Raw genomic sequence first — 22,045 nt, 5'->3', positions numbered from 1 at the left:
CCAAGGATAGACGGCAATTGCAAGGACTCAGCTCAATATGGAGATGGTCCCGAGGTATTTCAAGGCGCGTGGCAGATTGTCGCAATCAAGACTGTCCAGCCAGTGTAAATCTTCCCAGCTGCGCAGCCAGGTGAACTGGCGTTTGGCCAATTGGCGCGTGGCGATGATGCCGCGCTCCTGCATTTCGGCCAACGTCAGCTTGCCATCCAGGTAATCCCAGACTTGGCGGTAACCTACTGCACGTATAGACGGCAACCCTGAATGCAGGTCACTTCTTTTACGCAGGGCTACGACCTCGTCGATGAATCCCTGTTCCAACATATTTGTGAATCTTTGTTTAATGCGCTCGTGCAATACCTGACGGTTTGCCGGAGCAATCGCCAAGTTCGCGACAGTATAGGGCAATTGTTGCAGTCCCGAAGCGGCGGCTTCAGTACTTTGCGCAGATTGTTGCTGACGCAGAGCAGTCATGCTCTGACCGCTGACCCGATAAACTTCCAGTGCCCGACTCAAGCGCTGCGGATCGTTCGGATGAATCCGCGCTGCCGAGACCGGGTCGATGACCGCCAACTGATCGTGCAGGGCCTGCCAGCCAAGGCGTGCAGCCTCTTCCTCGATCTGCGCACGAACCCCGGGATCGGCCGCCGGCATGTCCGCCAGACCTTCGACCAAAGCCTTGTAATAGAGCATCGTGCCGCCCACCAGCAGCGGAATTTTCCCCCGTGCGGTGATCTCGGCCATGGCTTGCAGGGCATCGCGACGAAAATCGGCAGCGGAATAGGCTTCACTCGGATCGAGAATGTCGATCAAGCGATGGGGAAATTCGGCCAGCAGCTCTTTCGACGGCTTGGCGGTGCCGATGTCCATGCCACGATAGACCAGCGCCGAATCGACACTGATCAGCTCGCACGGCAGCACCTTGGTCAGTTCGATGGCCAGGTCGGTCTTGCCCGCAGCGGTCGGGCCCATCAGGAAAATTGCTGGAGGGAGCTGGCTCATCAACGACCGCGCAGGAACAGTTTGTCCAGATCGTCCAGGCCCAGTTGGGTCCAGGTCGGTCGGCCATGGTTGCATTGACCGCTACGCTCGGTGTTTTCCATGTCGCGCAGCAGGCCGTTCATTTCCGGCAGGGCCAGACGCCGGTTGGCGCGGATCGCGCCGTGGCAGGCCATGGTGCCGAGCAGTTCGTTGAGGTGCGCCTGAATCCGGTCGCTGGTGCCGTACTCCATCAAATCCGACAGCACGTCGCCGACCAGGCGATTGGCTTCAGCCTGTTTGAGCAACGCGGGGATCTGGCGGATGGCCAATGTTTCCGGGCCAAGACGCTGTAGCTCGAAACCGAGGCGCTGGAACCACGCGGCGTGCTCTTCAGCGCAATCGGCCTCACGCTGACTCACCGCCAGCGATTCCGGCACCAGCAACGGCTGGCCGCTGAGAACCTTCGCTGGCCATGGCAATTTTCAGGCGTTCGTACATGATCCGCTCGTGGGCGGCATGCATGTCCACCAGCACCAGACCCTGGGCGTTCTCGGACAGGATGTAGATGCCTTTGAGCTGCGCCAGCGCGTAACCCAGTGGCGGAATGTCCTCCTGACCGGCCGGCAGCGCGTTGGCATTGGCCTCGGGCAGCGGCGCGAAAAACTCACGGTACGCGGCTTGAGCCTCGGCGGCTGGCGGCACCGCCGATTGCGGCCGCGGCGTGTACTGATACTGATAAGCGCCGCCAGCACTGGCGCCAGACGAGGTATTGAACGCCGGTTGCGCCTGTGGCTGCTCGAGCAGCGCATTGGCCGCCAGACGCATTTCACCCTGCGGACCGAACTCGCCAGCCTCGATACCGGTTGGCCGCACGACAGCGGTCGTCACGGAACCGGCCAACTGATCCTCGGGGCGCACATCGCCCAGTGCGCGGTGCAGCGTGCCGTAAAGGAAGTCATGCACCATGCGCCCGTCACGGAAGCGCACTTCGTGCTTGGTCGGGTGGACGTTGACGTCGACCGCGGCCGGATCGACCTCGAAAAACAGCGCGAAGGTCGGATGCCGGCCGTTGAACAGCACGTCGCGATAGGCCTGGCGCACCGCGTGGGCCACCAGCTTGTCGCGTACCGCGCGGCCATTCACAAAGAAATACTGCAAATCCGCCTGGCTGCGGTTGAACGTCGGCAAACCGACCCAGCCCCACAAGTGCAGGCCATTGCGTTCAATTTCGATCGGCAAGGCCTGCTCAAGGAAGCCCGAACCGCAGATCGCCGCCACACGCCGGGCGCGGGCCGCATCATCGTGAGCCTCGTGCAGACTGAGGATGGTCTTGCCGTTGTGGCGCAGGTGGAAGGCCACGTCGAAACGCGCCAGCGCCAGACGCTTGATCACTTCTTGCAGGTGATCGAATTCGGTTTTTTCGGTCTTGAGGAATTTGCGCCGCGCCGGGGTGTTGAAGAACAGATCGCGCACCTCCACCGACGTACCGACCGGATGTGCCGCGGGCTGAACACGAGGCGCCATGTCGCGACCCTCGGTCTCGACCTGCCACGCCTGGTCGGCATCGCGGGTGCGCGAGGTCAGGGTCAGGCGCGCCACAGAGCTGATCGACGCCAGTGCTTCACCGCGGAACCCCAGGCTCATCACCTGCTCGAGGTCTTCGAGGTTGCGGATCTTACTGGTGGCGTGACGGGCCAGCGCCAGCGGCAGGTCATCGGCAGAAATGCCGCTGCCGTCGTCGCGCACCCGCAGCAGCTTGACGCCACCCTGCTCGACGTCGACGTCGATGCGTTTGGCACCGGAATCGAGGCTGTTTTCCAGCAGTTCCTTGATCACCGAGGCCGGGCGCTCGACCACCTCACCGGCGGCGATCTGGTTCGCCAGCCGTGGGCTGAGCAGTTCGATGCGGGCAGTGTTCAGCACCTGGCTCATTCTTTGGACGCCAGTTCGGTGCCAGGAATGGTCAGGTGCTGACCGACTTTCAGCTCATCGCTGCTGAGGTTGTTGGCGCTGCGCAGGGTCGCGGGCGACACCTGGTAACGCACCGCAATCATCGCCAGCGTCTCGCCCGGACTCACGCGGTGATCGCGCGGACCTTGGGCGATCTTGCCGGAGTCACGCAGCCAGGCAATGTAAGTGCCCGGTGGCGGGTTTTGCTGGAAGAACTGGCGTACACCGCTGCTGATCGAACGGGCCAGCGCCTGCTGGTGGCTCGATGCCGAGAGTTTGTTCGCTTCGTTGGCGTTGGAGATGAAGCCGGTTTCGACCAGGATCGACGGGATGTCCGGCGACTTCAGCACCATGAACCCGGCCTGTTCCACACGCTGCTTGTGCAGCGGCGTCACCCGGCCGATGTTGGTCAGGACTTTCTGACCGACGTTGAGACTGGAAGTCAGCGACGCGGTCATCGACAGGTCGAGCAGCACACCGGCGAGCATGCGGTCCTTGTCGTCAAGGCTGACGTTGCCGGCGCCGCCGATCAGGTCGGAACGGTTTTCGCTGTCGGCCAGCCAGCGGGCGGTCTCCGACGTGGCACCGCGATCGGACAAGGCAAACACCGACGCACCGAAGGCGGCCGCCGACGGCGCGGCGTCAGCGTGGATCGAGACGAACAGGTCAGCACCCTTCTTGCGGGCGATTTCAGTACGGCCACGCAGCGGGATGAAGTAGTCGCCAGTACGGGTCAATTCGGCGCGGAAGCCTTTCATGCCGTTGACCTGACGTTGCAGTTCGCGAGCGATCTGCAGCACCACGTCTTTCTCACGCTGGCCGCGCGAGCCGGACGCGCCCGGGTCTTCGCCGCCGTGGCCGGCGTCGATCACCACGATGATGTCGCGCTTGCCGGCCGGCGCTGGCGGTAACTTGATGGCGGGTTCCGCAGGCGTGACCGGCACCGCAGGCACCGTCGCCACTTGCGGCGCTGGCGCAGGCGGCGGAGCGGCATCGGCCGGGTTGTCGAACAGGTCGACCACCAGACGGTTGCCGTATTGCGCGTTCGGCGCCAGCGAGAAGCTTTTCGGGGTGACGGCTTTTTTCAGGTCGATGACCACCCGCAGGTCGGTCGGCGTGCGCTGGGCCGAGCGCATCGCAGTGATCGGTGTGTTCGCAGTGGAGACTTTCAACGGCGCGCCGAGGGTGGCGCCATTGATGTCGATCACCAGCCGGTCCGGTGCGGTCAGGGTAAAGACGCTGTGCTGCACCGGGCCGCTGAGGTCGAAGACCAGCCGCGTGTTGTCCGGCGCCCGCCACAGGCGCACGCTGTTGACCTTTGTCTCGGCCACAGCGTTGACGGTTACTGCCATCAACATCAGTCCAGCGGCAGCCACCAACGCGCGAAAGCGCATACCTAACCCCATCATTTAATTGGATTCCAATGCCAAAGCGGCACACCAGGCCTCGCCACGCGAGCCTTGGGATAAAATTTTCAGCGAACGCCCGCTGTCTTGCGGGCTAATGGTAATGGTCAGGTCAGGCTTTGGCAAAAAGCCTGCACCTTTATCGGGCCACTCGATCAGGCACAGCGCATCGTCTTCGAAATAGTCGCGGATGCCGAGAAACTCCAGCTCCTCCGGATCGACCAGGCGATACAGGTCGAAGTGGAAGGCACGGACGTCGCCGATCTCGTAGGGTTCGACCAGGGTAAAGGTCGGACTTTTCACCGCCCCGACATGCCCCAGGCCACGAATGATGCCCCGCGACAGGGTGGTTTTGCCCATGCCCAGATTGCCTTCGAGAAAAATCAGGCCGTGGCCCTGGGTCACGCGGGCGATCCGTGCGCCAAAGTCGCTCATGGCCTGTTCATCGGCCAGGTACAGGGTTACTTCAGACACGGTGCATGCTCCTCCAACAACTGACGAATGGCTGGAATCAAATCACTGGCCGCCAGCCCACGGCCCAATTTTCCTTGCTGCATGCCGGCATTGGCGTGCAGCCAGACGGCCAGGCACGCCGCATCGAAGCCGTCCATGCCTTGCGCCAGCAGCGCACCGGTCAACCCCGCGAGCACATCGCCGAGGCCGGCGCTGGCCATGGCCGGATGGCCCTGATGACACAGCGCCAGACGCCCGTCGGGATGGGCGATCAAACTGCCGGCGCCTTTGAGGACGACGACGGCTGAGTATTTCTTGCTCAGCGTCCGTGCCGCCGCCAGACGATCGGCCTGCACATCGGCGGTACTGATCCCCAACAAACGCGCGGCCTCACCCGGATGCGGGGTGATCACGCAATCCTTGGGCAGACGGACAAATCCGCCGGCGAGCAGATTCAATGCATCGGCGTCCCATACTTGCGGCAACGGCGCATTCGCTGCGGCCGACAACAACGCCCGCCCCCAACTCGCCTGCCCCAGCCCCGGCCCGACCACCAGCACCGAAACTTTCTCGAGCAAACCCATCAACTGATTGGCCGATGACGCGCCCAAAGCCATGGCCTCCGGCACACGGGTCAGCGCCGCCGGGACATGCTCCGGGCGCGTCGCCAGCGAGACCATGCCTGCGCCACTGCGCAAGGCGGTTTCGGTACTGAGCAGGATCGCCCCGCCAAAGCCATGATCGCCACCGATCAGCAACACATGACCGAAGCGACCCTTGTGGGAGGTTGGAGCGCGTGCCGGCAACCGCGGCAGATTAGCCGCGTTGAGCCGGCAAGCCGCGACCGGAATGTCACGGTAGGTCTCAGGTGTAGCCTGCAGACCGCTGAACACCAACTCGCCGACACAATCTGCCGCGTCACCGGTGAACAATCCCGGCTTCAGACCAATGAACGTCACTGTAAGGTCAGCACGCACAGCAAGACCTAGCTCTCGCCCGTTATCGGCACACAACCCGGAAGGAATATCGACCGCCACCACTGGCAGGCCGCAGGCGTTGATCGCGGCAATCGCGGCGGCATAGGGCTCACGCACCTCGCCACTCAAACCGGTACCGAGCAGCGCATCGAGGACCACGCCGCGCAACTCGGCCGGGGCACTCCAGCCCTGCACCGCAACACCTTCGGCCAGTGCCTCGGCATGGGCCAGCGCTGCGTCGCCTTGCAACCGCTGCGGCTCACCGACCGCCAGCACCCGTACCGCCCAACCGGCACGCTGCGCCAGCACGGCCAGTAAATAGCCGTCGCCAGCATTGTTGCCACGCCCGGCCAGCACGGTCAGTTCTGTGGCTGAGGGCCAGCGCCGCACCAGTGCACGCCAGCACGCATACGCGGCGCGCTGCATCAATTCGAAGCCCGGCGTGCCGGCAGCGATCAGCCGCGCGTCGAGCTCGCGCACCTGGGCGGCGGCGTACAGCGCGTCGGGTAATTCATCTTTCGTGTGCGGCATGCGTCTTCGGGCTCCGATGTCTGGCAGAATTATACGCACCTCAGCTCCGGTTTCTCTCGCCTCATGTCCGCCATCCCCACAGATCTGCCCGCCCTCGCCCAATCGATCAAGGATTGGGGCCGCGAGCTGGGCTTCCAGCAAGTCGGCATCAGTGGCCTGGACCTCGCCGAGCATGAGCAGCACCTGCAACGCTGGCTCGCAGCCGGCTACCACGGCGAAATGGATTACATGGGTGCACATGGCAGTAAACGCTCGCACCCCGAGGAACTCGTCCCGGGCACTTTGCGCGTGGTTTCGCTGCGCATGGACTACCTGCCCGGCGACACGCAAATGGCGCAAATGCTGGCGCAACCGGAGAAAGCTTACGTGTCGCGCTATGCCTTGGGCCGCGATTACCACAAATTGATCCGTAAACGCGTGCAACAATTGGCCGACAAGATCCAGTCCGAGATCGGCCCGTTCGGTTTTCGCGCGTTCGTCGACAGCGCGCCGGTATTGGAAAAAGCCATCGCCGAGCAGGCCGGGCTAGGCTGGATCGGCAAAAACACGCTGGTATTGAACCGTAAGGCTGGCAGTTACTTTTTCTTGAGCGAACTGTTCGTCGACCTGCCGCTGCCGGTGGACGAACCCCACAGCACCGAACATTGCGGTCGCTGCACGGCGTGCCTGGACATCTGCCCGACCAACGCTTTCGTCGGCCCCTATGTGCTGGACGCCCGGCGCTGCATCTCTTATCTGACCATCGAACTGAAAAACGCCATCCCCGAAGACCTGCGCCCGCTGATCGGCAACCGCGTGTTCGGCTGCGACGACTGCCAGATCGTCTGCCCATGGAACCGCTTCGCCCGACCGTCCGGGGAAAGCGACTTCAAGCCACGGCACAATCTGGACAACGCCGAACTGGCCGAGCTGTTTCTGTGGGACGAGGACAAATTCCTCAGCAGCACCGAAGGCTCGCCGCTGCGCCGCGCCGGTTACGAACGCTGGTTGCGTAATCTGGCCGTGGGCCTGGGCAATGCACCGTCGAGCATTCCGGTGCTGGAAGCCTTGAAGGCGCGCCGCGACTACCCATCCGATCTAGTCCGCGAACACGTCGAGTGGGCACTGAAACAGCACGGCCTCGCGTAATCACACAATGTTGGAGCGGCCGAAGGCTGCGATCTTGTGACTTTGATTTTTACCAGACAAGAGCAAAAGCTCGCAGCCTGCGGCAGTTCCTACAGGGAATCGCGTCAGGGCTGATCGTTATAAACGAACTTGGGCATTTCCCAGTGGAAACGGATCGCCAGCAGTCGTAGCAGGAAACCGCCGAACAAGGTAATCAGGATCGCCTGCTCGCCCGGCACATTCAGGTACAGACAGAGCATGTAGCACCACGCCGCCGCGAACGAGACGCTGGCGTACAGCTCGCGACGGAAGATCAGTGGGATGTCGTTGCAGAAGATGTCGCGCAGGATGCCGCCGAAGACCCCGGTGATCACGCCGCTGACCGAAGCCACCAGCATGCCGTGGCCCATTTCCAGAGCGGTCATGCAGCCGATCAGGGTGAACGCCACCAGGCCCACCGCATCGAGCACCAGGAACAACGAACGCAGATGACGCATCCAGCGGGCGGTGAACACGGTGAGCATCGCTGCCGCCGAGGTCAACACCAGGTATTCCGGGTGTTTGACCCAGGTCAGCGGGTAGTGCCCGAGCAGCACGTCGCGCACCGAGCCGCCACCCAGCGCCGTGACACAGGCGATCAGCACCACACCGAACCAGTCCATGCCGCGCCGTCCGGCAGACAGCGCGCCAGTCATGGCTTCAGCAGTAATGGCAATCAGATAGAGCATCAGCAACATGGCGGCGGTCCAGGCAGGAAGGCGCGCAGTCTAGCCATTTCGGTGCCGCACCAGAAGGGGGCGATGCCATTCCAGATTACTCGGTGAACGCGATACCTGTGGCGAGGGGATTTATCCCCGTTCGGCTGCGCAGCAGTCGCAAAACCTGCACACGCGGTCTCTCCGTTTTAATGCACGGGGATCGCTTCGCAATTCAACGGGGATAAATCCCCTCGCCACAAAAGCCATCACCCACCGAATCCGAAGTCAGAACTTGATGAAGTGCTTGCGGTAGTGCTGCAGCTCGGCGATCGACTCGCGGATGTCGTCCAGCGCCAAGTGGGTGCTGCCCTTCTTGAAACTGTCGCGGACATCCGGCGCCCAGCGTGCGGCCAGCTCTTTGAGCGTGGAGACATCGAGGTTGCGGTAGTGGAAGTAGCTTTCCAGCGCTTTCATGTGGGTATAAAGGAAGCGCCGGTCCTGGCAGATGCTGTTGCCGCAGATCGGCGACTTGCCCTTCGGCACCCACTTCTCCAGGAACGCGATGGTTTCGGCCTCGGCTTCGGCCATGCTGATGCGGCTGTCGCGCACCCGCTGGGTCAGGCCGGAGTTGCCGTGGGTGCGGGTGTTCCACTCGTCCATGCGGACGAGCACTTCGTCGCTGTGGTGAATGGCGATCACCGGGCCTTCGGCCAGGGTATTGAGGTCACTGTCGGTGACGATGGTGGCCATTTCGATAATGACGTCGTTTTCCGGATCCAGACCGGTCATTTCCAGGTCGATCCAGATCAGGTTCTGCGGGTTTTGCATATTCGGGCTCCTAGGCAATGCTGCGCAGTTTAGCCTAGGCCAGTGCCCGGGCGTGCTAAACTCGCGGCCGTTTTACCTAATCGCTGCATTCTTCAGACGGAACACCCATGGCCAAACGCCAACTCAATCGTCGTCAAAACTGGCGCATCGAAAAGATTCAGGGCGAGCGCGCCGCCCGCGCCGCCAAACGCGAGTCCTCGGCGGTCGAAGCCCTTGAGGGCGGCGACCTTGGCCCGGAACAAACAGGCCTGGTAATCGCCCACTTCGGTGTGCAGGTCGAGGTCGAAGCTGTTGACGGTGATCAGGCCGGTCAGGTGTTCCGCTGCCACTTGCGCGCCAACCTGCCCGCGCTGGTAACCGGCGACACAGTCGTCTGGCGTGCCGGCAACCAGGGCATCGGGGTGATCGTCGCGCAACTGCCGCGCACCACCGAACTGTGCCGTCCGGACAGCCGTGGCCAGCTCAAGCCAGTAGCCGCGAACGTCGACATGATTGTCATCGTCTTCGCGCCGCTGCCCGAGCCGCATGCCAACCTGATCGACCGCTATCTGGTCGCGGCCGAACACGCCGGCATCCGCCCGTTGCTGCTGCTGAACAAATTCGACCTGATCGACGAGCAGAACGCCCCGGCACTCAATGCGCTGCTGGCGGTGTACCGCACGCTGGGTTATCCGGTGCTGGAAGTCTCGGCGCATCACGGCAACGGCATGGAACAGCTGCAACAGCAGCTCGACGGCCGCATCAGCGTGTTCGTCGGCCAGTCCGGTGTCGGCAAGTCGTCGCTGGTCAACAGCCTGCTGCCGGAAGTCGAAACCCGCGTCGGGCCGTTGTCCGAGCTGTCCGGCCAGGGCACGCACACGACAACCACTGCGCGCCTGTTCCACTTCCCCGGTGGCGGTGAGCTGATCGACTCCCCGGGCATCCGTGAATTCGGCCTGGGCCACGTCAGCCGCGCCGACGTCGAAGCCGGTTTCATCGAGTTCAACGACCTGCTCGGCACCTGCCGCTTCCGCGACTGCAAGCACGACCGTGAACCGGGTTGTGCACTGCTCAAGGCCCTGGAAGACGGCCGCGTGCAGCAGCAGCGGATGAACAGCTACCGCTCGATCATCGCCAGCCTGCCGGAAAACGGCTACTAAACACCTGCACCGGCAGCACCTCGCCCGAGGGCTGCCGGATGTCGGACCGCGCCTGACAAATCCCCGATTTCGTTAAACGTCAGACTTTTCTGACAGGCCTGCGCATGCCCGCCTGCAGGACATTTCTCTTTCACCGCCCAGCCCTTGTAGGCAAGCTCCAGATGCCTAGATTGGGGTCCTCCTTCGCACCTTTGCGACCTTCGAGGAACCCTATGCAGACCTATCACCTGTTCATCAGCCATTCGTGGAACTACGCCCACGCTCACGACAATCTGGTACGCCTGCTCGGCGCCAAGCCGGATTTCAGTTTCAAGAACTTTTCCGTGCCGCCACATAACCCGATCATGGGTGCGCAGACTGACAAGCAGCTCGAAGAAGCCATCGAAAACAAGATTCGCCCTTGCTCGGCGGTGCTGATCATGGCCGGGATGTATTCGACCTACAGCAAGTGGATCAACAAGGAAATCGAGATCGCCAAACGGATGGGCAAGGTGATCATCGCGATCAAGCCATTCGGCGCCGAGCGCATTTCCACCGTGGTGCGTGAAGCGGCGCACGCCGAATGCGCGTGGAACACCAACAGCATCGTCAGTGCGATTCGCCTGCACACGGCGGTGTAACCATGCGCAAGGGACTGTTTATCGGCATCAACCACTACGCCCATGTCGCTCCTTTGAGCGGTTGTAACAACGACGCAATGGCCATGGCTTCGGTACTGGAGCGCCACGCCAACGGGCGCCCGAACTTCAGCAGCAAAGTGCTGACCTCCTCTGAGGAGAACCTGACGCTCAAACACATGAAACAGCAGATCCAGAGCCTGTTCTCAGGCGACTGTGACGTGGCACTGCTGTACTTCGCCGGTCATGGGCAGTTCGACACCAGCATCGACGAAGGGCTACTGATTCCTCAGGACTACCAGCCTGGCGGAGACGGTATCCGCATCAGCGACATTCTGCTGTGGGCTGATCAGGCGTCGCAGATCAAAAACAAAATCATCATTCTCGATTGCTGCCAGGCCGGAGCAGCAGGTGCCATGCGCAATTTACGCGGCGGCAGCAGTGTGATCGGCGAAGGCATGACCATTCTCACCGCCTGCAAAAAAGAACAGTCCGCCCTCGAAAGTCGCGGCCACGGTGTGTTCACGGATCTGTTGCTGCAAGCGCTGCATGGTGGCGCCGCCAACGTGCTCGGCAAGGTCACCCCCGGTAGCGTCTATTCGTTTGTCGACAATGCGCTGGGAGCCTGGGAACAGCGTCCGGTATTCAAGACCAACGTGTCGCAGTTCGTGCCACTGCGCGAAGTGGCACCGCTGATTGCCGAGGAAACCCTACGCAAACTCAAGGACTGGTTCCCCGAGCCGAGTTTCGTCTTCAGGCTCGACCCCAGCTACGAGCCCACCGAAGCGCTGTTCGACCCCGAGCACGGCGACATCTTCAAGCAACTGCAAATGTGCAATCGCCACAGCCTGATAGAACCGGTGGGCGCCGAACACATGTATTACGCGGCCATCAACTCCACCGGCTGCCGCCTCACCGCCCTCGGTGCCTACTACCGCGAACTCGCCCTAAAAGGACACTTCTGATGCCCGTATTCATCAGCTACCGCCACATGGATCGTCCACAGGCCATGGCCATCAATAGCCAATTGATGCAGGCCAACATCAAGACCTACCTCGACGTGCTCGACCCGGAATCGCAGACCACCGACGACATCACCGAGGTCATCACGCGCAACATCACCGAATGCACGCACCTACTGGCAGTGGTGTCAGAGAAAACCGCATTGTCGTGGTGGGTGCCGTTCGAAATCGGCGAGGCGACGATCAGCAATCGGCGGATCTGCTCATTCAAGACCGGCCCCACGCAATTGCCGGCTTATCTGGATAAGTGGCCGAAGCTGAGCACACCGGCCGATGTGGATTTCTTCATCGACGCTTATCGCAGCGAAGGAACAATCAAGCGCTCGATGACGCTCGACTCGGTGACCGGTAATCAATCGACACGCAGCGCCAACAAGACCAATGCCGAGATGTTCCATGAGGGATTGAAGAACCGTATCCGGCGCGGCTTCTAACCCCACCAGACACAAAAAAGCCCCGAACATTCGGGGCTTTTGCTGTCCACCTGGCCTACTTCGGCTCAGGCTTGCGAAACGCATACAGATGCTGACGCACGATCCCGCCCGGCAGCTCCTTGCCAAATACGCCATAACGCACCGGCCACTCTTTCGGCGGCAGCTTGAACGTGCCGAACAGCATGTCCACCAACGGCGTGTGGATCGCGTAGTTCTTGTAGATGTAGTCCTTGTGCCGGGCATGGTGCCAGTGGTGATAACGCGGCAGGACGATCAGGTAGTTCAGCCAGCCACCATTGATTCGCACGTTGGCGTGGGCAAGTACCGCTTGAACACCGACCAGAATCACGTAGGCATTCAACGCCTGAGGCGCGAACCCCAGCAGCATCAGCGGCACCAGTACGCCGGTGCGGGTCAGCAGGATTTCGATGAAGTGCACGCGCGAACCGGCAAGCCAGTCCATGTGGGTGCTGGAGTGATGCACCGCGTGGATACGCCACAGAAATGGCACCACATGGTAGAGACGATGCAGCCAATACTGGCCGAGATCCGCCACCAGCACCGCGAGCAGGAACTGCACCACCAGTGGCAGGCTCTGGACGCTGGCCTGCAACCCCGGCGACACCGCCCAACCGGCGATGTAACCCGACGAGGCGGTGATGAAAATCAGGATGAACTGCACCAGCATGTGGCTGACGAAAAAATAGGTCAGGTCGGTGCGCCAGTGCGGGCGCAGGATGTTTTGCTCGGGGTCCTTGGAATAGAGCTTTTCCAAAGGAATGAAGACGATCGCCGACACCAGCAGCGCCAGGACGAACCAGTCCAGACCCAGCGAGTAAGGGGTCTGCCCGATTTCGCTGACTTGCACGTTGGTGCCGCCGAGGAACACCGCCAGCCCCGATGCGACCAGCCCGGTAATCCCCAGGCGCTTGCGCTTGTTGAGCAGGATGTTCAGGGTGCCGAGGCTGAACGACAGCACCAGCCCGAGCAACAGCGTGGTGCGTGCGAACTGCTCGTCATAGACCTTGCGCAGTTCGGCGGTGGTCAGCCATTCAGGAAACAGGAAACAGAGCACCGCCAGCAGGCTCAACAGCCCGAGGGTGGCTGAAATATAGCCACTGACCCGCCCCTCACCAAATTTGAAAGGTGCGTTGCCGTGCCGTTGAAAATAGGCTTTGAGTCTTTCCATAACTGATCTTCCGTGAATGCGATAACTGCGACTGCTCATTGCGACGCAGGCAGAAACCAAAAAGCCACGGTGGCCGTGGCTTTTTGTCGGTTACTGCTTCGGCGCGACAGCCGGTGCAGTGGCCGGTGGCGCAGCGGGTGCCGGCGGCGCAGTTCCCGGCGCGGCCGGTTTCGGCGCGGCGTCGTCGAACAGGTTGAGCCGTTCGCGCAGTTCGTGCGCCGGCACCGGTTGCTGATCCGCCGGCAGCGCGTTCGGATCGACCGGTGTCGCCGGAGCGTTACCGTTCTGGCTGTCATCCGCCGGCTTGGCCGGATCGGCACCTTGCGCCCCTTCGATGGCTGCCTGAGCCTTCTTGGTCAGGACCACAATGTCGATGCGACGGTTGACCGGGTTGAACGGGTTTTCCTTGTCGAACAATGCCGACGAGGCATAACCCACCACCCGCGCCACCTGCGACTCCGGATAGCTACCGGCAACCAAGGCACGCCGGGCGGCGTTGGCGCGGTTGGCCGAGAGCTCCCAGTTACCGAAATCGCCGGTGCCGGTGTACGGCTTGGCGTCGGTGTGGCCGCTGATGCTGATCTTGTTCGGCACCGCTTTGATGGTGTCGGCCATGGCCAGCAGGATGTCTTCGAAGTACGGCTTCAGACGCGCCGAGCCCGAGTCGAACATCGGCCGGTTTTCGGCGTCCATGATCTGGATGCGCAAGCCGTTCGGGGTGATCTCGAACAGGATCTGATCCTTGAATTTCTGCAGTTGCGGGTTCTCGTCGACCTTGTTCTGCAGCTCTTGCAGCAACAGCTCCAGGCGTTCTTTCTCGACCTGCTCGGCCATGCCTTCGACCTGCTCGGTGTCGACCGTGACCTTGTCCGGTTGCGGCTGCGACTTCACTTCGGGGTTGAGGGTGTTTTCCGGCGCGAGAGTCGGCGTGCCGCCCAGATCAATGATGTATGGCGTGCCGCTTTCGGAGAAGCCGACCGGGTCCTTGAAGTAACCGGCGATGGCGATCTTCTGTTCCGGTGTGGCGGTGGACAGCAGCCACAACACCAGGAAGAACGCCATCATCGCCGTGGCGAAGTCGGCGAAGGCGATTTTCCACGCCCCGCCGTGATGCCCGCCGGCGATGCGCTTGACGCGCTTGATGATTATCGGCTGGTTATTTTCCATGACTTAACGACCGCGAACGGCTTGTTCCAGCTCGGCAAAGCTTGGACGGTGGGCCGGGTACAGCACCTTGCGACCAAACTCGACCGCCAGCGATGGCGGCATGCCGGAAGCGGAAGCCACCAGCGAGGCTTTGATCGCTTCATAGACGTTCAGCTCTTCCTTGGCATCGTGAGCCAGGGAGTGCGCCAACGGACCGAAGAAACCGTAGGCCGCGAGAATACCGAAGAAGGTACCGACCAGTGCCGCACCCACGTGCAGACCGATGGATTTCTGATCGCCTTCACCCAGCGAAGCCATGGTCACCACGATACCCAGTACCGCCGCGACGATACCGAAACCCGGCATGGCGTCGGCGATGCCGTTCACCGCATGGGACGGGTGCTCGAGGTCTTCCTTGAGGCTGTAGAGTTCCATGTCGAACAGGCCTTCCAGCTCATGCGGAGCCATGTTGCCGGAGGACATGATGCGCAGGTAATCGCAGATGAATGCGGTCATGCGCTCGTCTTTGAGCACGGCCGGGTACTTGGCGAAGATCGGGCTCGCGGCGGCGTCTTCGATGTCGCCCTCGATGGCCATCATGCCTTCGCGGCGGCTCTTGTTGAGGATCTCGTAGATCAGGCCCAGCACTTCCAGATAGAACGTGTGGCTGAAGCGCGAACTGAACATGCTCAGGGATTTCTTGAGCACGTGCATCGTCATGTAACTGGGGTTGGCCTGCAGGAATGCACCGAGGGCCGCACCACCGATGATCATCACCTCGAAGGGCTGGATCAGGGCGGCAATTTTGCCGTGGGAGAGCACGTATCCGCCGAGCACGCTCGCGAATACGACGATGATGCCGATAATTTTAGCCATAGGTAGAAAGTACTTATTTAAGTCGGGTTCAAGGTCATATTCGGAAGTTAAAAAATCTCTTCTTCTACTTATCGGCAAAACTGCGCCAGACTATAGCCAGTTCAGGCGAAAAGCCAATTTAGCCCATGCCGGGCGCGTCTACAGTCAGTGAAGATCTCGTCCAGACATGGCTAATGAAACGAACGTCCCACACGCAAAACCGACCACCCTCGAGGGCTGGGTAAAGTTGCTCGATGGCGTGCTCCTGCCCGTGCCGCAAGAGGCTCACGACAAAGTGTGCCGCGCGATCCGTGACAACCGCAGCTCGCTACGCGACATCGCCGAGCTGATGCAGGACAGCCCGGCGCTGGCCTTGAGCATCATCCGTGAGGCGAATCGTCACACCCATGGCACCATGTCCGCACCGGCGGAAAACCTCGAGGTGGCGATCAACCGTCTGGGTCTGGCGCGCACCGAAGAACTGCTGGCGCGCTTGCCGGCCCAACCGCAGATGCAGATCCCCAAGGCCCTGCGCCAACTGCAAATGATCAGCCAGCACGCCACGCAACAGGCCAATGGTTTTTTCGCCAGCCGCCTGGCGCGACTGTGGCAGGACATCCATTGGGGCAGCCTGTTGTTTCTCTCGCCGTTATGGCCACTGGCGCTGAAGTTTCCCGAGTTGCTCGAAGAATGGGAATTGCGGGTGATCCACAAGGGCGAATCGGCTCCGGTGGTCGAGAAGCAACTGTTTGGCGTGCGCCTGCTGAAGATCGCCGAGGCGCTGGTGCAAGTCTGGCACCTGCCGATCTGGGTGCAGCAAGGCTATAAATTGCTGCTCAGCGAACAGCGCGAACTGGTCAAAGTGCTGCGCATCGCCCGCGACAGCGAACACCCGTTGCGCCAGCAGAATCGCCTGGATGACGATCCGACCCTGCGTCGCTGGCTCAATCAGCCGGCCAACACCGTGCTGCTGGCCAACGGTCTGGCGTTATCGGCGCAACAGGCCTGGGACAGTCCGCACAGTGAGCGCTGGCAGTACCTGACCAGCCTGTATCTGCAAATCTCGATGGATGAAGTGCAACAGCAGTTGCACCAACAAGCCGCCAACAGCGCACGCCACCATGCGATGCCGGACCTGTGGCACCCGGCGGTGTCGCTGTTGTGGCCGTGGGGCACGCACCGTTTGCCGGCGGGCATGCTGCCTGCCGCCGCGCCGTCCGCTGAAGACCTGAGTCAGTGGCGCCGGCAATGTGCCGAATTGCTCGCCGAACCGAGCCGCTTCACCAATGCCATGAGCCTGACAGTCGCTGCCCGCGATGCTCTGGTCGCCAGCGGCATGCGCCGGGTGATGATCCTGATGGCCGATCGCACGCAGTCCAATCTGCGCGTGCACCAGACTTTCGGTTTGCCGAAAGACGCCGCCGCGCTGAATTTCGTTGTCAGCCAGAGCAAGGTGTTGCAGCGCCTGCTGGCGCAGCAGGCACAGGTGCGGATCAACCCCGAGAACAATGCACAATTTTCCGCGTTGTTGCCGCCGGGCCTGCGCTCGCTGTTTCGCGGCGAACATTTGTTCCTGCGCTCACTGGTCAACAATGGCCGGGTGATCATGATCGTCGTGGCCGACCAGGGCGGCGGGCCGTTCGCCGACATCACCGCGCAGGCGTTCGGCAAAACCGCGCAGTGCATCGAAAAAGCCCTGCACAGCTTTAGCAGCCGTGGCCGATGAGGCTGCGCTACAATCCCCCCCTTTGTGCTCTGGAGACCTCACATGTCTGACTTCTCTGGCTTGCCGCTCGTCATCGAGCCGAGCGACCTGCTCCCGCGTCTCGATTCCCCTGAACTGATTCTGGTGGATCTGACCAGCCCTGCCCGCTATGCCGAAGGTCACCTTCCCGGCGCACGTTTTGTCGACCCGAAACGCACCCAGCTCGGTCAGCCGCCAGCACCGGGATTGCTGCCGGCCAAGGCCGACCTGGAGGCGCTGTTCGGTGAACTAGGCCATCGCAAGGACGCGGTCTACGTGGTCTATGACGACGAGGGCGGCGGCTGGGCCGGGCGTTTCATCTGGCTGCTCGACGTGATTGGTCACGACAACTACCACTACGTCGACGGCGGCTTGCCGGCGTGGCTGGAAGCCGGCATGCCGATGTCGATCCAGATACCTCCCGCCGTCGGCGGCCCGGTGGCGCTGACCCTGCACGAAGAACCGACCGCCACTCGCGAATACCTGCAAAGCCGGCTCGGCGCCGCCGATCTGGCGATCTGGGATGCGCGCGGGCCGCTGGAGTATTCCGGTGAGAAGGTGCTGGCGGCCAAGGGTGGACACATTCCGGGCGCGGTCAACTTCGAATGGACCGCCGGCATGGACAAGGCACGCCAGTTGCGCATTCGCACGGACATGCCGCAGATCCTCGAAGACCTCGGGATCACCAAGGACAAAGAAATCATTACCCACTGCCAGACCCATCACCGGTCGGGCTTCACATATCTGGTGGCCAAGTCCCTCGGTTATCCGCGGGTCAAGGGCTACGCCGGTTCCTGGGGCGAATGGGGCAACCACCCTGACACGCCTGTCGAGATTCAAGGTTTTTAAGGACAACTAATGAAAGAGCGTCTGTTTATCCTCAGCCAGTACCTGCTGCCTCATCACCTGCTGTCGCGCCTGGCCGGCTGCATTGCCGAGTGCCGCGTGCGCTGGTTCAAGAATGCCTTCACCCAGTGGTTCGCCAAGCGTTATCAGGTGGACATGTCGCAAGCACTGGTCGAAGACCTGACCGCTTACGAGCACTTCAACGCGTTCTTCACCCGTGCACTGAAAGACGGCGCACGTCCGCTGGACGAAACTCCGGGCGCGATCCTCAGCCCGGCCGACGGTGCGGTCAGCCAGCTCGGCCCGATCGAACACGGTCGGGTGTTCCAGGCCAAGGGCCACAGCTTCAGCGTGCTGGAACTGCTCGGCGGTGATACGGCCAATGCTGCTCCGTTCATGGGCGGCGATTTCGCCACCATCTACCTGTCGCCGAAGGACTACCACCGCGTGCACATGCCGCTGGCCGGCACCCTGCGCGAGATGGTCTACATCCCGGGCCGGATCTTCTCGGTCAACCAGACCACCGCGGAAAACGTTCCGGAGCTGTTCGCCCGCAACGAGCGTGTGGCGTGCATCTTCGACACCGAGCGCGGGCCGATGGCCGTGGTGCTGGTCGGCGCGATGATCGTCGCTTCGATCGAAACCGTGTGGGCCGGTCTGGTCACCCCGCCGAAGCGCGAGCTGAAAACCTTCCGCTACGACGAAGCCGCCCGCGCACCGATCCATCTGGAAAAAGGCGCCGAACTGGGCCGCTTCAAGCTGGGTTCGACCGCAATCGTGCTGTTCGGGCCGGATCAAGTGAAATGGGCTGAAGAACTGGTCGCCGGTTCGCCAGTACAAATGGGCCAGGCTCTGGCACTGCCAACGGCCTGATATCTCCGCGCTCTCCCTGTAGGAGCTACCGAAGGCTCTTACAGGGTTTGCCGTCGCGACAGACCCCGTTTTTTACTGCTATGGTTTTTGGCATGAGCCAGACCATCGCCCCGCCGCCACTTCGCGCCCCTGCCCCGACGCAATCGCGCCTGTCGTTTTGCGAAGCCTCCCCGCGCGACTTCAAGCGCTGGATCGCCGGCCTGCCCAAGGCCAACATCGGCGAAACCGCCCGCCAGTTGTATCAAGGCCTGGGCGAACTCAATCAGTTGCTCACCCCCAGCGACAATCGCCTGCAACTGCTGGAGTTGCTGCGCCCCGAGGTGTATTTCGTCTGCCAGCATCTGGAGCGGCAGTTTCTGCATCAGGCGATCATGCTCGACGAGCGTTCGCGCAAGATCAACAACCTGTGTCAGGCGCTGCAAAGTCATCTGGCGATTGGCTACAAACAGATCGTGCTGCGCATCACCCCGAAATACGGCAAGGATCGCGCGACTCTGCTCAGCACTGCCCTGCAACGGGCGGCACATGCGCTCAAGGGGCAACTGGTACGCGCCACGCAGCTGTACAGTCCGGCACCGGAGCAGTTGTGGTTCGAGTTGCACCAGCTCTATCGCAGCGCCTGTGAACTGCAGCTTCAGCACAAGCGCGTGCATGACGACCTCGCCAGCCTGACGCCCGAGCTGAGCCTTGAACAGACCTACATCGCCGCGTTGTTGCTGGGCAGTGCGCGTTGCAATCAGTTGCGGCAGAACCAGATCGCCCGCCTGGCCGAGGTGCTGGAGCCGTGGAGCGCGTTGCTCAAACTGCATCCCGGGCGTCCGGACGATGGCCTGTTTGCGGTCAGCGCAGAACTCGATGTCGGGCCGCGTTATCGCAGTATGTTTCGCCGCGAACAACAGGCCGGACTGCTCGGCTTCGATCCGCAGCCGCTGGTGAATGCCGTCGAGGCGCACCTGCTGCGGCAGGACACATCGCCGCCGTTGCAAGTGCCCAACGGCATGAGTCAGGACACCCTGCAACACTTGCATGCCACGTGGGGACAGGCCGCCGAGCGCAGTTTTCAGCGCAGCGTTGGCCAGGGCAACCTGACCGTGTGCGTCGGCATGAGCGCGCTGCATTTCTACCTCGGTGGCGAACGCACATTCAGCGAATTGCTCAAACATCCCGGCGCTCGCGCAGCCAATTTCAGCAGTGCCGTGGCCAAGGGTGAAAAAGACAGCTGGAGTCAGGCGTTCGACGCCGCGCCGCTGGGCAACGAGCAGTTTCTGCCTTATGAAGAAATCCAGTACGACCATCTGCCCGAGGACGAAAGCACCACCGACAGCACACCGCATTACCCGACCTACACGTTGCCGGTGATCAACCATAGCCCCGGCGGCTACTGCCTGGCCTGGCCCGATGAGGTGCCTGCCGAGCTGCAGGCTGGAGAAATGCTCGGGATTCAGGACAGCACGAGCCAGGGCTGGAGCATTGCCGTGATTCGCTGGATTCGTCAGGTACGGGGCAGCGGGACGCAGATGGGCATTGAACTGGTGGCTCCGCATGCGCAGCCATGCGGTTTGCAACTGGTGCGCTCGCGGGACGATCACAGCCATTACTTGCGCGGGTTACTGCTGCCGGAGATCAGCGCAATCGACTTGCCAGCCACCTTGCTGGCACCGCGCCTGCCGTTTCAGGAAGGCAATAAAGTACTCATCAACACTCAGGGCGAAGAGCACCGCGCCGGACTGGATCGGCGGCTGGCGAGTACACACAGCTTCAATCAGTTTGCCTATCGCTCGCTCGAAGCCGCGCAGAATGGCGGGAGCGAAGAGGATTTCGACTCCTTGTGGAAGTCGCTTTGAAGCCTTAAAGAAACCGTGGCGAGGGCGCTTGCGCCCTCGCCACAGAGACCTGCTTCAAGCTTAAAGCTGGCCGTCGCGGTCGCGGAAGCCGAGCAGATACAGCACACCATCCAGCCCCAGTGTCGAGATCGCCTGCTTGGCCGACTGCTTGACCAGCGGCTTGGCCCGGAACGCCACGCCCAGCCCGGCAATCGCCAGCATCGGCAGGTCATTCGCGCCATCGCCAACTGCGATGGTCTGCTCCAGACGCAAACCTTCCTTGTGCGCCAGTTCCTTCAGCAGATCAGCCTTGCGCTGGGCGTCGACAATCGGCTCGATCGCCACGCCGGTGCACTTGCCGTCGACCACTTCCAGTTCGTTGGCGAACACGTAGTCAATGCCGAGCCTGGCCTGCAACTGCTTGGCGAAGTAGGTGAAGCCGCCGGACAGGATCGCCGTCTTGTAACCCAGACGCTTGAGTTCGGCGAACAGGGTTTCGGCGCCTTCGGTCAGGCGCAACGAAGCGCCGATCGAATCCAGCACGCTGACATCCAGCCCTTTGAGCAGCGCCAGACGCTCCTTGAAGCTGGCACGAAAATCCAGCTCACCGGCCATCGCGCGCTCGGTGATGGCCGAGACTTGCTCGCCGACACCGGCCGCCTTGGCCAGTTCGTCGATGACTTCGGCTTCGATCAGCGTGGAGTCCATGTCGAACACCGCCAGGCGCCGGTTGCGGCGGAACAACGAATCTTCCTGGAAGGCGATGTCGACGTTCAGCGCCTGCGCGACGCTGAGGAATTCGGCGCGCAGGGCCTGCGGATCCGCCGCCTCGCCACGCACGGAGAACTCGATGCAGCCCTTGCCCTTGTCCGCCGGCGTATCCAGCGGCATGCGACCCGACAGACGGTCGATATGGTCGATGTTCAGGCCATATTTGGCGGTGATCGAGCTGACCGCCTGCAATTGGCCGGCGGTGACTTTGCGGGTCAACAGGGTAACGATGTGGCGTTTCTTGCCCTGATTGCCCACCCACTGCTGGTAATCCTCTTCGGACACCGGGGTGAAGCGCACCTGCTGGTCGAGCTCGTAGCCCTTGAACAGGATGTCCTTGAGCACGGCCTTGCCTTGCTCGGAATCGGGAATTTCAACCAGGATGCCGAACGACAGGGTGTCGTGGATCACCGCCTGACCGATGTCGAGAATGTTCACACCACCTTGTGCCAGAACGCCGGTAATGGCCGCAGTCAGACCCGGACGGTCGACTCCCGTGATGTTAATCAGGACGATTTCGCGCAACGCGCACCCCCGCAACTGGAAAAAAACCGCATTCTACCCACTTTCAGTGACCATCGGGCACCGCGAGCGCTTTGCCGGTCTAGGGCCTGTCGCTATACTGCGCGTCAACTTCACGGACAAAAGAGCCGAGCTC

19 protein-coding genes and 1 pseudogene are annotated in these 22,045 nt (G+C 61.9%); 9 read left to right on the top strand and 11 right to left on the bottom strand.

The window, feature by feature from the left end; all coding sequences use genetic code 11:
• Positions 1-27: 27 nt before the first annotated feature.
• The 5 genes and pseudogenes from miaA to ACXX9E_RS08195 all read right to left on the bottom strand — a co-directional run bounded on the left by miaA (position 28) and on the right by ACXX9E_RS08195 (position 6,295).
• Positions 28-999: a tRNA (adenosine(37)-N6)-dimethylallyltransferase MiaA gene (gene miaA / locus ACXX9E_RS08215; protein ID WP_186748569.1), complete on the bottom strand. Its 972-nt coding sequence runs from the start codon at positions 997-999 to the stop codon at positions 28-30.
• A pseudogene (gene mutL, locus ACXX9E_RS08210) lies at positions 999-2,910 on the bottom strand (DNA mismatch repair endonuclease MutL). The gene miaA and the pseudogene mutL overlap by 1 nt, the downstream one beginning before the upstream one ends.
• On the bottom strand, positions 2,907-4,337 hold the full coding sequence (locus tag ACXX9E_RS08205) for an N-acetylmuramoyl-L-alanine amidase (RefSeq protein WP_123470904.1): 1,431 nt from the start codon (positions 4,335-4,337) through the stop codon (positions 2,907-2,909). Before ACXX9E_RS08205 ends, mutL begins: the two are co-directional and overlap by 4 nt.
• Positions 4,338-4,808 carry a tRNA (adenosine(37)-N6)-threonylcarbamoyltransferase complex ATPase subunit type 1 TsaE gene (gene tsaE / locus ACXX9E_RS08200; protein WP_007967425.1) on the bottom strand — a complete coding sequence of 157 codons (471 nt, stop codon included), beginning with the start codon at positions 4,806-4,808 and terminating at the stop codon, positions 4,338-4,340.
• Entirely contained in the window at positions 4,796-6,295 is a 1,500-nt protein-coding gene (locus tag ACXX9E_RS08195; protein WP_457236770.1) for an NAD(P)H-hydrate dehydratase, read from the bottom strand. The genes tsaE and ACXX9E_RS08195 overlap by 13 nt, the downstream gene beginning before the upstream one ends.
• 63 nt (positions 6,296-6,358) lie before the next feature.
• Here ACXX9E_RS08195 and queG point away from each other — a divergent pair, with 63 nt between their 5' ends.
• The gene (gene queG / locus ACXX9E_RS08190) at positions 6,359-7,423 is read left to right on the top strand and encodes a tRNA epoxyqueuosine(34) reductase QueG (protein ID WP_123470900.1); all 1,065 of its coding nucleotides are present in this window, start codon (positions 6,359-6,361) and stop codon (positions 7,421-7,423) included.
• Between the two features lie 104 nt (positions 7,424-7,527).
• Here queG and ACXX9E_RS08185 read toward each other — a convergent pair whose 3' ends face one another.
• Together ACXX9E_RS08185 and orn are read right to left on the bottom strand one after the other, a co-directional pair.
• Entirely contained in the window at positions 7,528-8,139 is a 612-nt protein-coding gene (locus tag ACXX9E_RS08185) for a trimeric intracellular cation channel family protein (protein WP_123470899.1), read from the bottom strand.
• Between the two features lie 246 nt (positions 8,140-8,385).
• Positions 8,386-8,928, bottom strand: coding sequence for an oligoribonuclease (gene orn, locus ACXX9E_RS08180; RefSeq protein ID WP_458555269.1), 543 nt, complete (start codon positions 8,926-8,928; stop codon positions 8,386-8,388).
• 107 nt (positions 8,929-9,035) lie between these two features.
• On the opposite strand from orn, the gene rsgA reads away from it, so the two are divergent.
• The 4 genes from rsgA to ACXX9E_RS08160 all read left to right on the top strand — a co-directional run bounded on the left by rsgA (position 9,036) and on the right by ACXX9E_RS08160 (position 12,140).
• Positions 9,036-10,067, top strand: coding sequence for a small ribosomal subunit biogenesis GTPase RsgA (gene rsgA / locus ACXX9E_RS08175; protein WP_016985702.1), 1,032 nt, complete (start codon positions 9,036-9,038; stop codon positions 10,065-10,067).
• A 212-nt stretch (positions 10,068-10,279) separates the two neighbouring features.
• Positions 10,280-10,687: a TIR domain-containing protein gene (locus ACXX9E_RS08170; protein ID WP_123470896.1), complete on the top strand. Its 408-nt coding sequence runs from the start codon at positions 10,280-10,282 to the stop codon at positions 10,685-10,687.
• Between the two features lie 2 nt (positions 10,688-10,689).
• Complete coding sequence (locus ACXX9E_RS08165; RefSeq protein ID WP_322375030.1) at positions 10,690-11,649, top strand: caspase family protein; 960 nt, start codon at positions 10,690-10,692, stop codon at positions 11,647-11,649.
• On the top strand, positions 11,649-12,140 hold the full coding sequence (locus tag ACXX9E_RS08160) for a toll/interleukin-1 receptor domain-containing protein (protein WP_123470893.1): 492 nt from the start codon (positions 11,649-11,651) through the stop codon (positions 12,138-12,140). Before ACXX9E_RS08165 ends, ACXX9E_RS08160 begins: the two co-directional genes overlap by 1 nt.
• Positions 12,141-12,195: 55 nt before the next feature.
• Here the strand turns inward: ACXX9E_RS08160 and ACXX9E_RS08155 are convergent, their stop codons facing one another.
• The 3 genes from ACXX9E_RS08155 to motA form a co-directional block, all read right to left on the bottom strand.
• A complete protein-coding gene (locus ACXX9E_RS08155) occupies positions 12,196-13,329 on the bottom strand; it encodes a sterol desaturase family protein (RefSeq protein ID WP_123470892.1) in 1,134 nt (377 codons plus the stop codon).
• 90 nt (positions 13,330-13,419) lie between these two features.
• The gene (gene motB / locus ACXX9E_RS08150; protein WP_128616217.1) at positions 13,420-14,496 is read right to left on the bottom strand and encodes a flagellar motor protein MotB; all 1,077 of its coding nucleotides are present in this window, start codon (positions 14,494-14,496) and stop codon (positions 13,420-13,422) included.
• 3 nt (positions 14,497-14,499) lie between these two features.
• A complete protein-coding gene (gene motA, locus ACXX9E_RS08145; protein WP_123470887.1) occupies positions 14,500-15,351 on the bottom strand; it encodes a flagellar motor stator protein MotA in 852 nt (283 codons plus the stop codon).
• A gap of 166 nt (positions 15,352-15,517) precedes the next feature.
• On the opposite strand from motA, the gene ACXX9E_RS08140 reads away from it, so the two are divergent.
• From ACXX9E_RS08140 to ACXX9E_RS08125, 4 genes are all read left to right on the top strand, one after another.
• On the top strand, positions 15,518-17,056 hold the full coding sequence (locus ACXX9E_RS08140; protein WP_458555268.1) for an HDOD domain-containing protein: 1,539 nt from the start codon (positions 15,518-15,520) through the stop codon (positions 17,054-17,056).
• A 42-nt stretch (positions 17,057-17,098) separates the two neighbouring features.
• Entirely contained in the window at positions 17,099-17,923 is an 825-nt protein-coding gene (rhdA, locus tag ACXX9E_RS08135) for a thiosulfate sulfurtransferase (protein WP_222833788.1), read from the top strand.
• A gap of 9 nt (positions 17,924-17,932) precedes the next feature.
• Positions 17,933-18,793: an archaetidylserine decarboxylase gene (gene asd, locus ACXX9E_RS08130; RefSeq protein WP_458555267.1), complete on the top strand. Its 861-nt coding sequence runs from the start codon at positions 17,933-17,935 to the stop codon at positions 18,791-18,793.
• Between the two features lie 92 nt (positions 18,794-18,885).
• The gene (locus ACXX9E_RS08125; RefSeq protein WP_458555266.1) at positions 18,886-20,637 is read left to right on the top strand and encodes a cyclic-di-GMP receptor FimW-related protein; all 1,752 of its coding nucleotides are present in this window, start codon (positions 18,886-18,888) and stop codon (positions 20,635-20,637) included.
• A gap of 60 nt (positions 20,638-20,697) precedes the next feature.
• Here ACXX9E_RS08125 and serB read toward each other — a convergent pair whose 3' ends face one another.
• Positions 20,698-21,912: a phosphoserine phosphatase SerB gene (gene serB / locus ACXX9E_RS08120; RefSeq protein ID WP_458555265.1), complete on the bottom strand. Its 1,215-nt coding sequence runs from the start codon at positions 21,910-21,912 to the stop codon at positions 20,698-20,700.
• Between the last annotated feature and the right edge of the window lie 133 nt (positions 21,913-22,045).

Source organism: Pseudomonas sp. GNP014, from assembly GCF_054344005.1.
This window is presented reverse-complemented; position numbering and strand designations above follow the sequence as displayed.

Coding starts and splice junctions, on each gene's coding strand:
- miaA (WP_186748569.1), bottom strand. CDS start 999: ATGAGCCAGCTCCCTCCAGCAATTTTCCTGATGGGCCCGACCGCTGCG.
- ACXX9E_RS08205 (WP_123470904.1), bottom strand. CDS start 4,337: ATGATGGGGTTAGGTATGCGCTTTCGCGCGTTGGTGGCTGCCGCTGGA.
- ACXX9E_RS08195 (WP_457236770.1), bottom strand. CDS start 6,295: ATGCCGCACACGAAAGATGAATTACCCGACGCGCTGTACGCCGCCGCC.
- queG (WP_123470900.1), top strand. CDS start 6,359: ATGTCCGCCATCCCCACAGATCTGCCCGCCCTCGCCCAATCGATCAAG.
- ACXX9E_RS08185 (WP_123470899.1), bottom strand. CDS start 8,139: ATGTTGCTGATGCTCTATCTGATTGCCATTACTGCTGAAGCCATGACT.
- orn (WP_458555269.1), bottom strand. CDS start 8,928: ATGCAAAACCCGCAGAACCTGATCTGGATCGACCTGGAAATGACCGGT.
- rsgA (WP_016985702.1), top strand. CDS start 9,036: ATGGCCAAACGCCAACTCAATCGTCGTCAAAACTGGCGCATCGAAAAG.
- ACXX9E_RS08170 (WP_123470896.1), top strand. CDS start 10,280: ATGCAGACCTATCACCTGTTCATCAGCCATTCGTGGAACTACGCCCAC.
- ACXX9E_RS08165 (WP_322375030.1), top strand. CDS start 10,690: ATGCGCAAGGGACTGTTTATCGGCATCAACCACTACGCCCATGTCGCT.
- ACXX9E_RS08160 (WP_123470893.1), top strand. CDS start 11,649: ATGCCCGTATTCATCAGCTACCGCCACATGGATCGTCCACAGGCCATG.
- ACXX9E_RS08155 (WP_123470892.1), bottom strand. CDS start 13,329: ATGGAAAGACTCAAAGCCTATTTTCAACGGCACGGCAACGCACCTTTC.
- motB (WP_128616217.1), bottom strand. CDS start 14,496: ATGGAAAATAACCAGCCGATAATCATCAAGCGCGTCAAGCGCATCGCC.
- motA (WP_123470887.1), bottom strand. CDS start 15,351: ATGGCTAAAATTATCGGCATCATCGTCGTATTCGCGAGCGTGCTCGGC.
- ACXX9E_RS08140 (WP_458555268.1), top strand. CDS start 15,518: ATGGCTAATGAAACGAACGTCCCACACGCAAAACCGACCACCCTCGAG.
- rhdA (WP_222833788.1), top strand. CDS start 17,099: ATGTCTGACTTCTCTGGCTTGCCGCTCGTCATCGAGCCGAGCGACCTG.
- asd (WP_458555267.1), top strand. CDS start 17,933: ATGAAAGAGCGTCTGTTTATCCTCAGCCAGTACCTGCTGCCTCATCAC.
- ACXX9E_RS08125 (WP_458555266.1), top strand. CDS start 18,886: ATGAGCCAGACCATCGCCCCGCCGCCACTTCGCGCCCCTGCCCCGACG.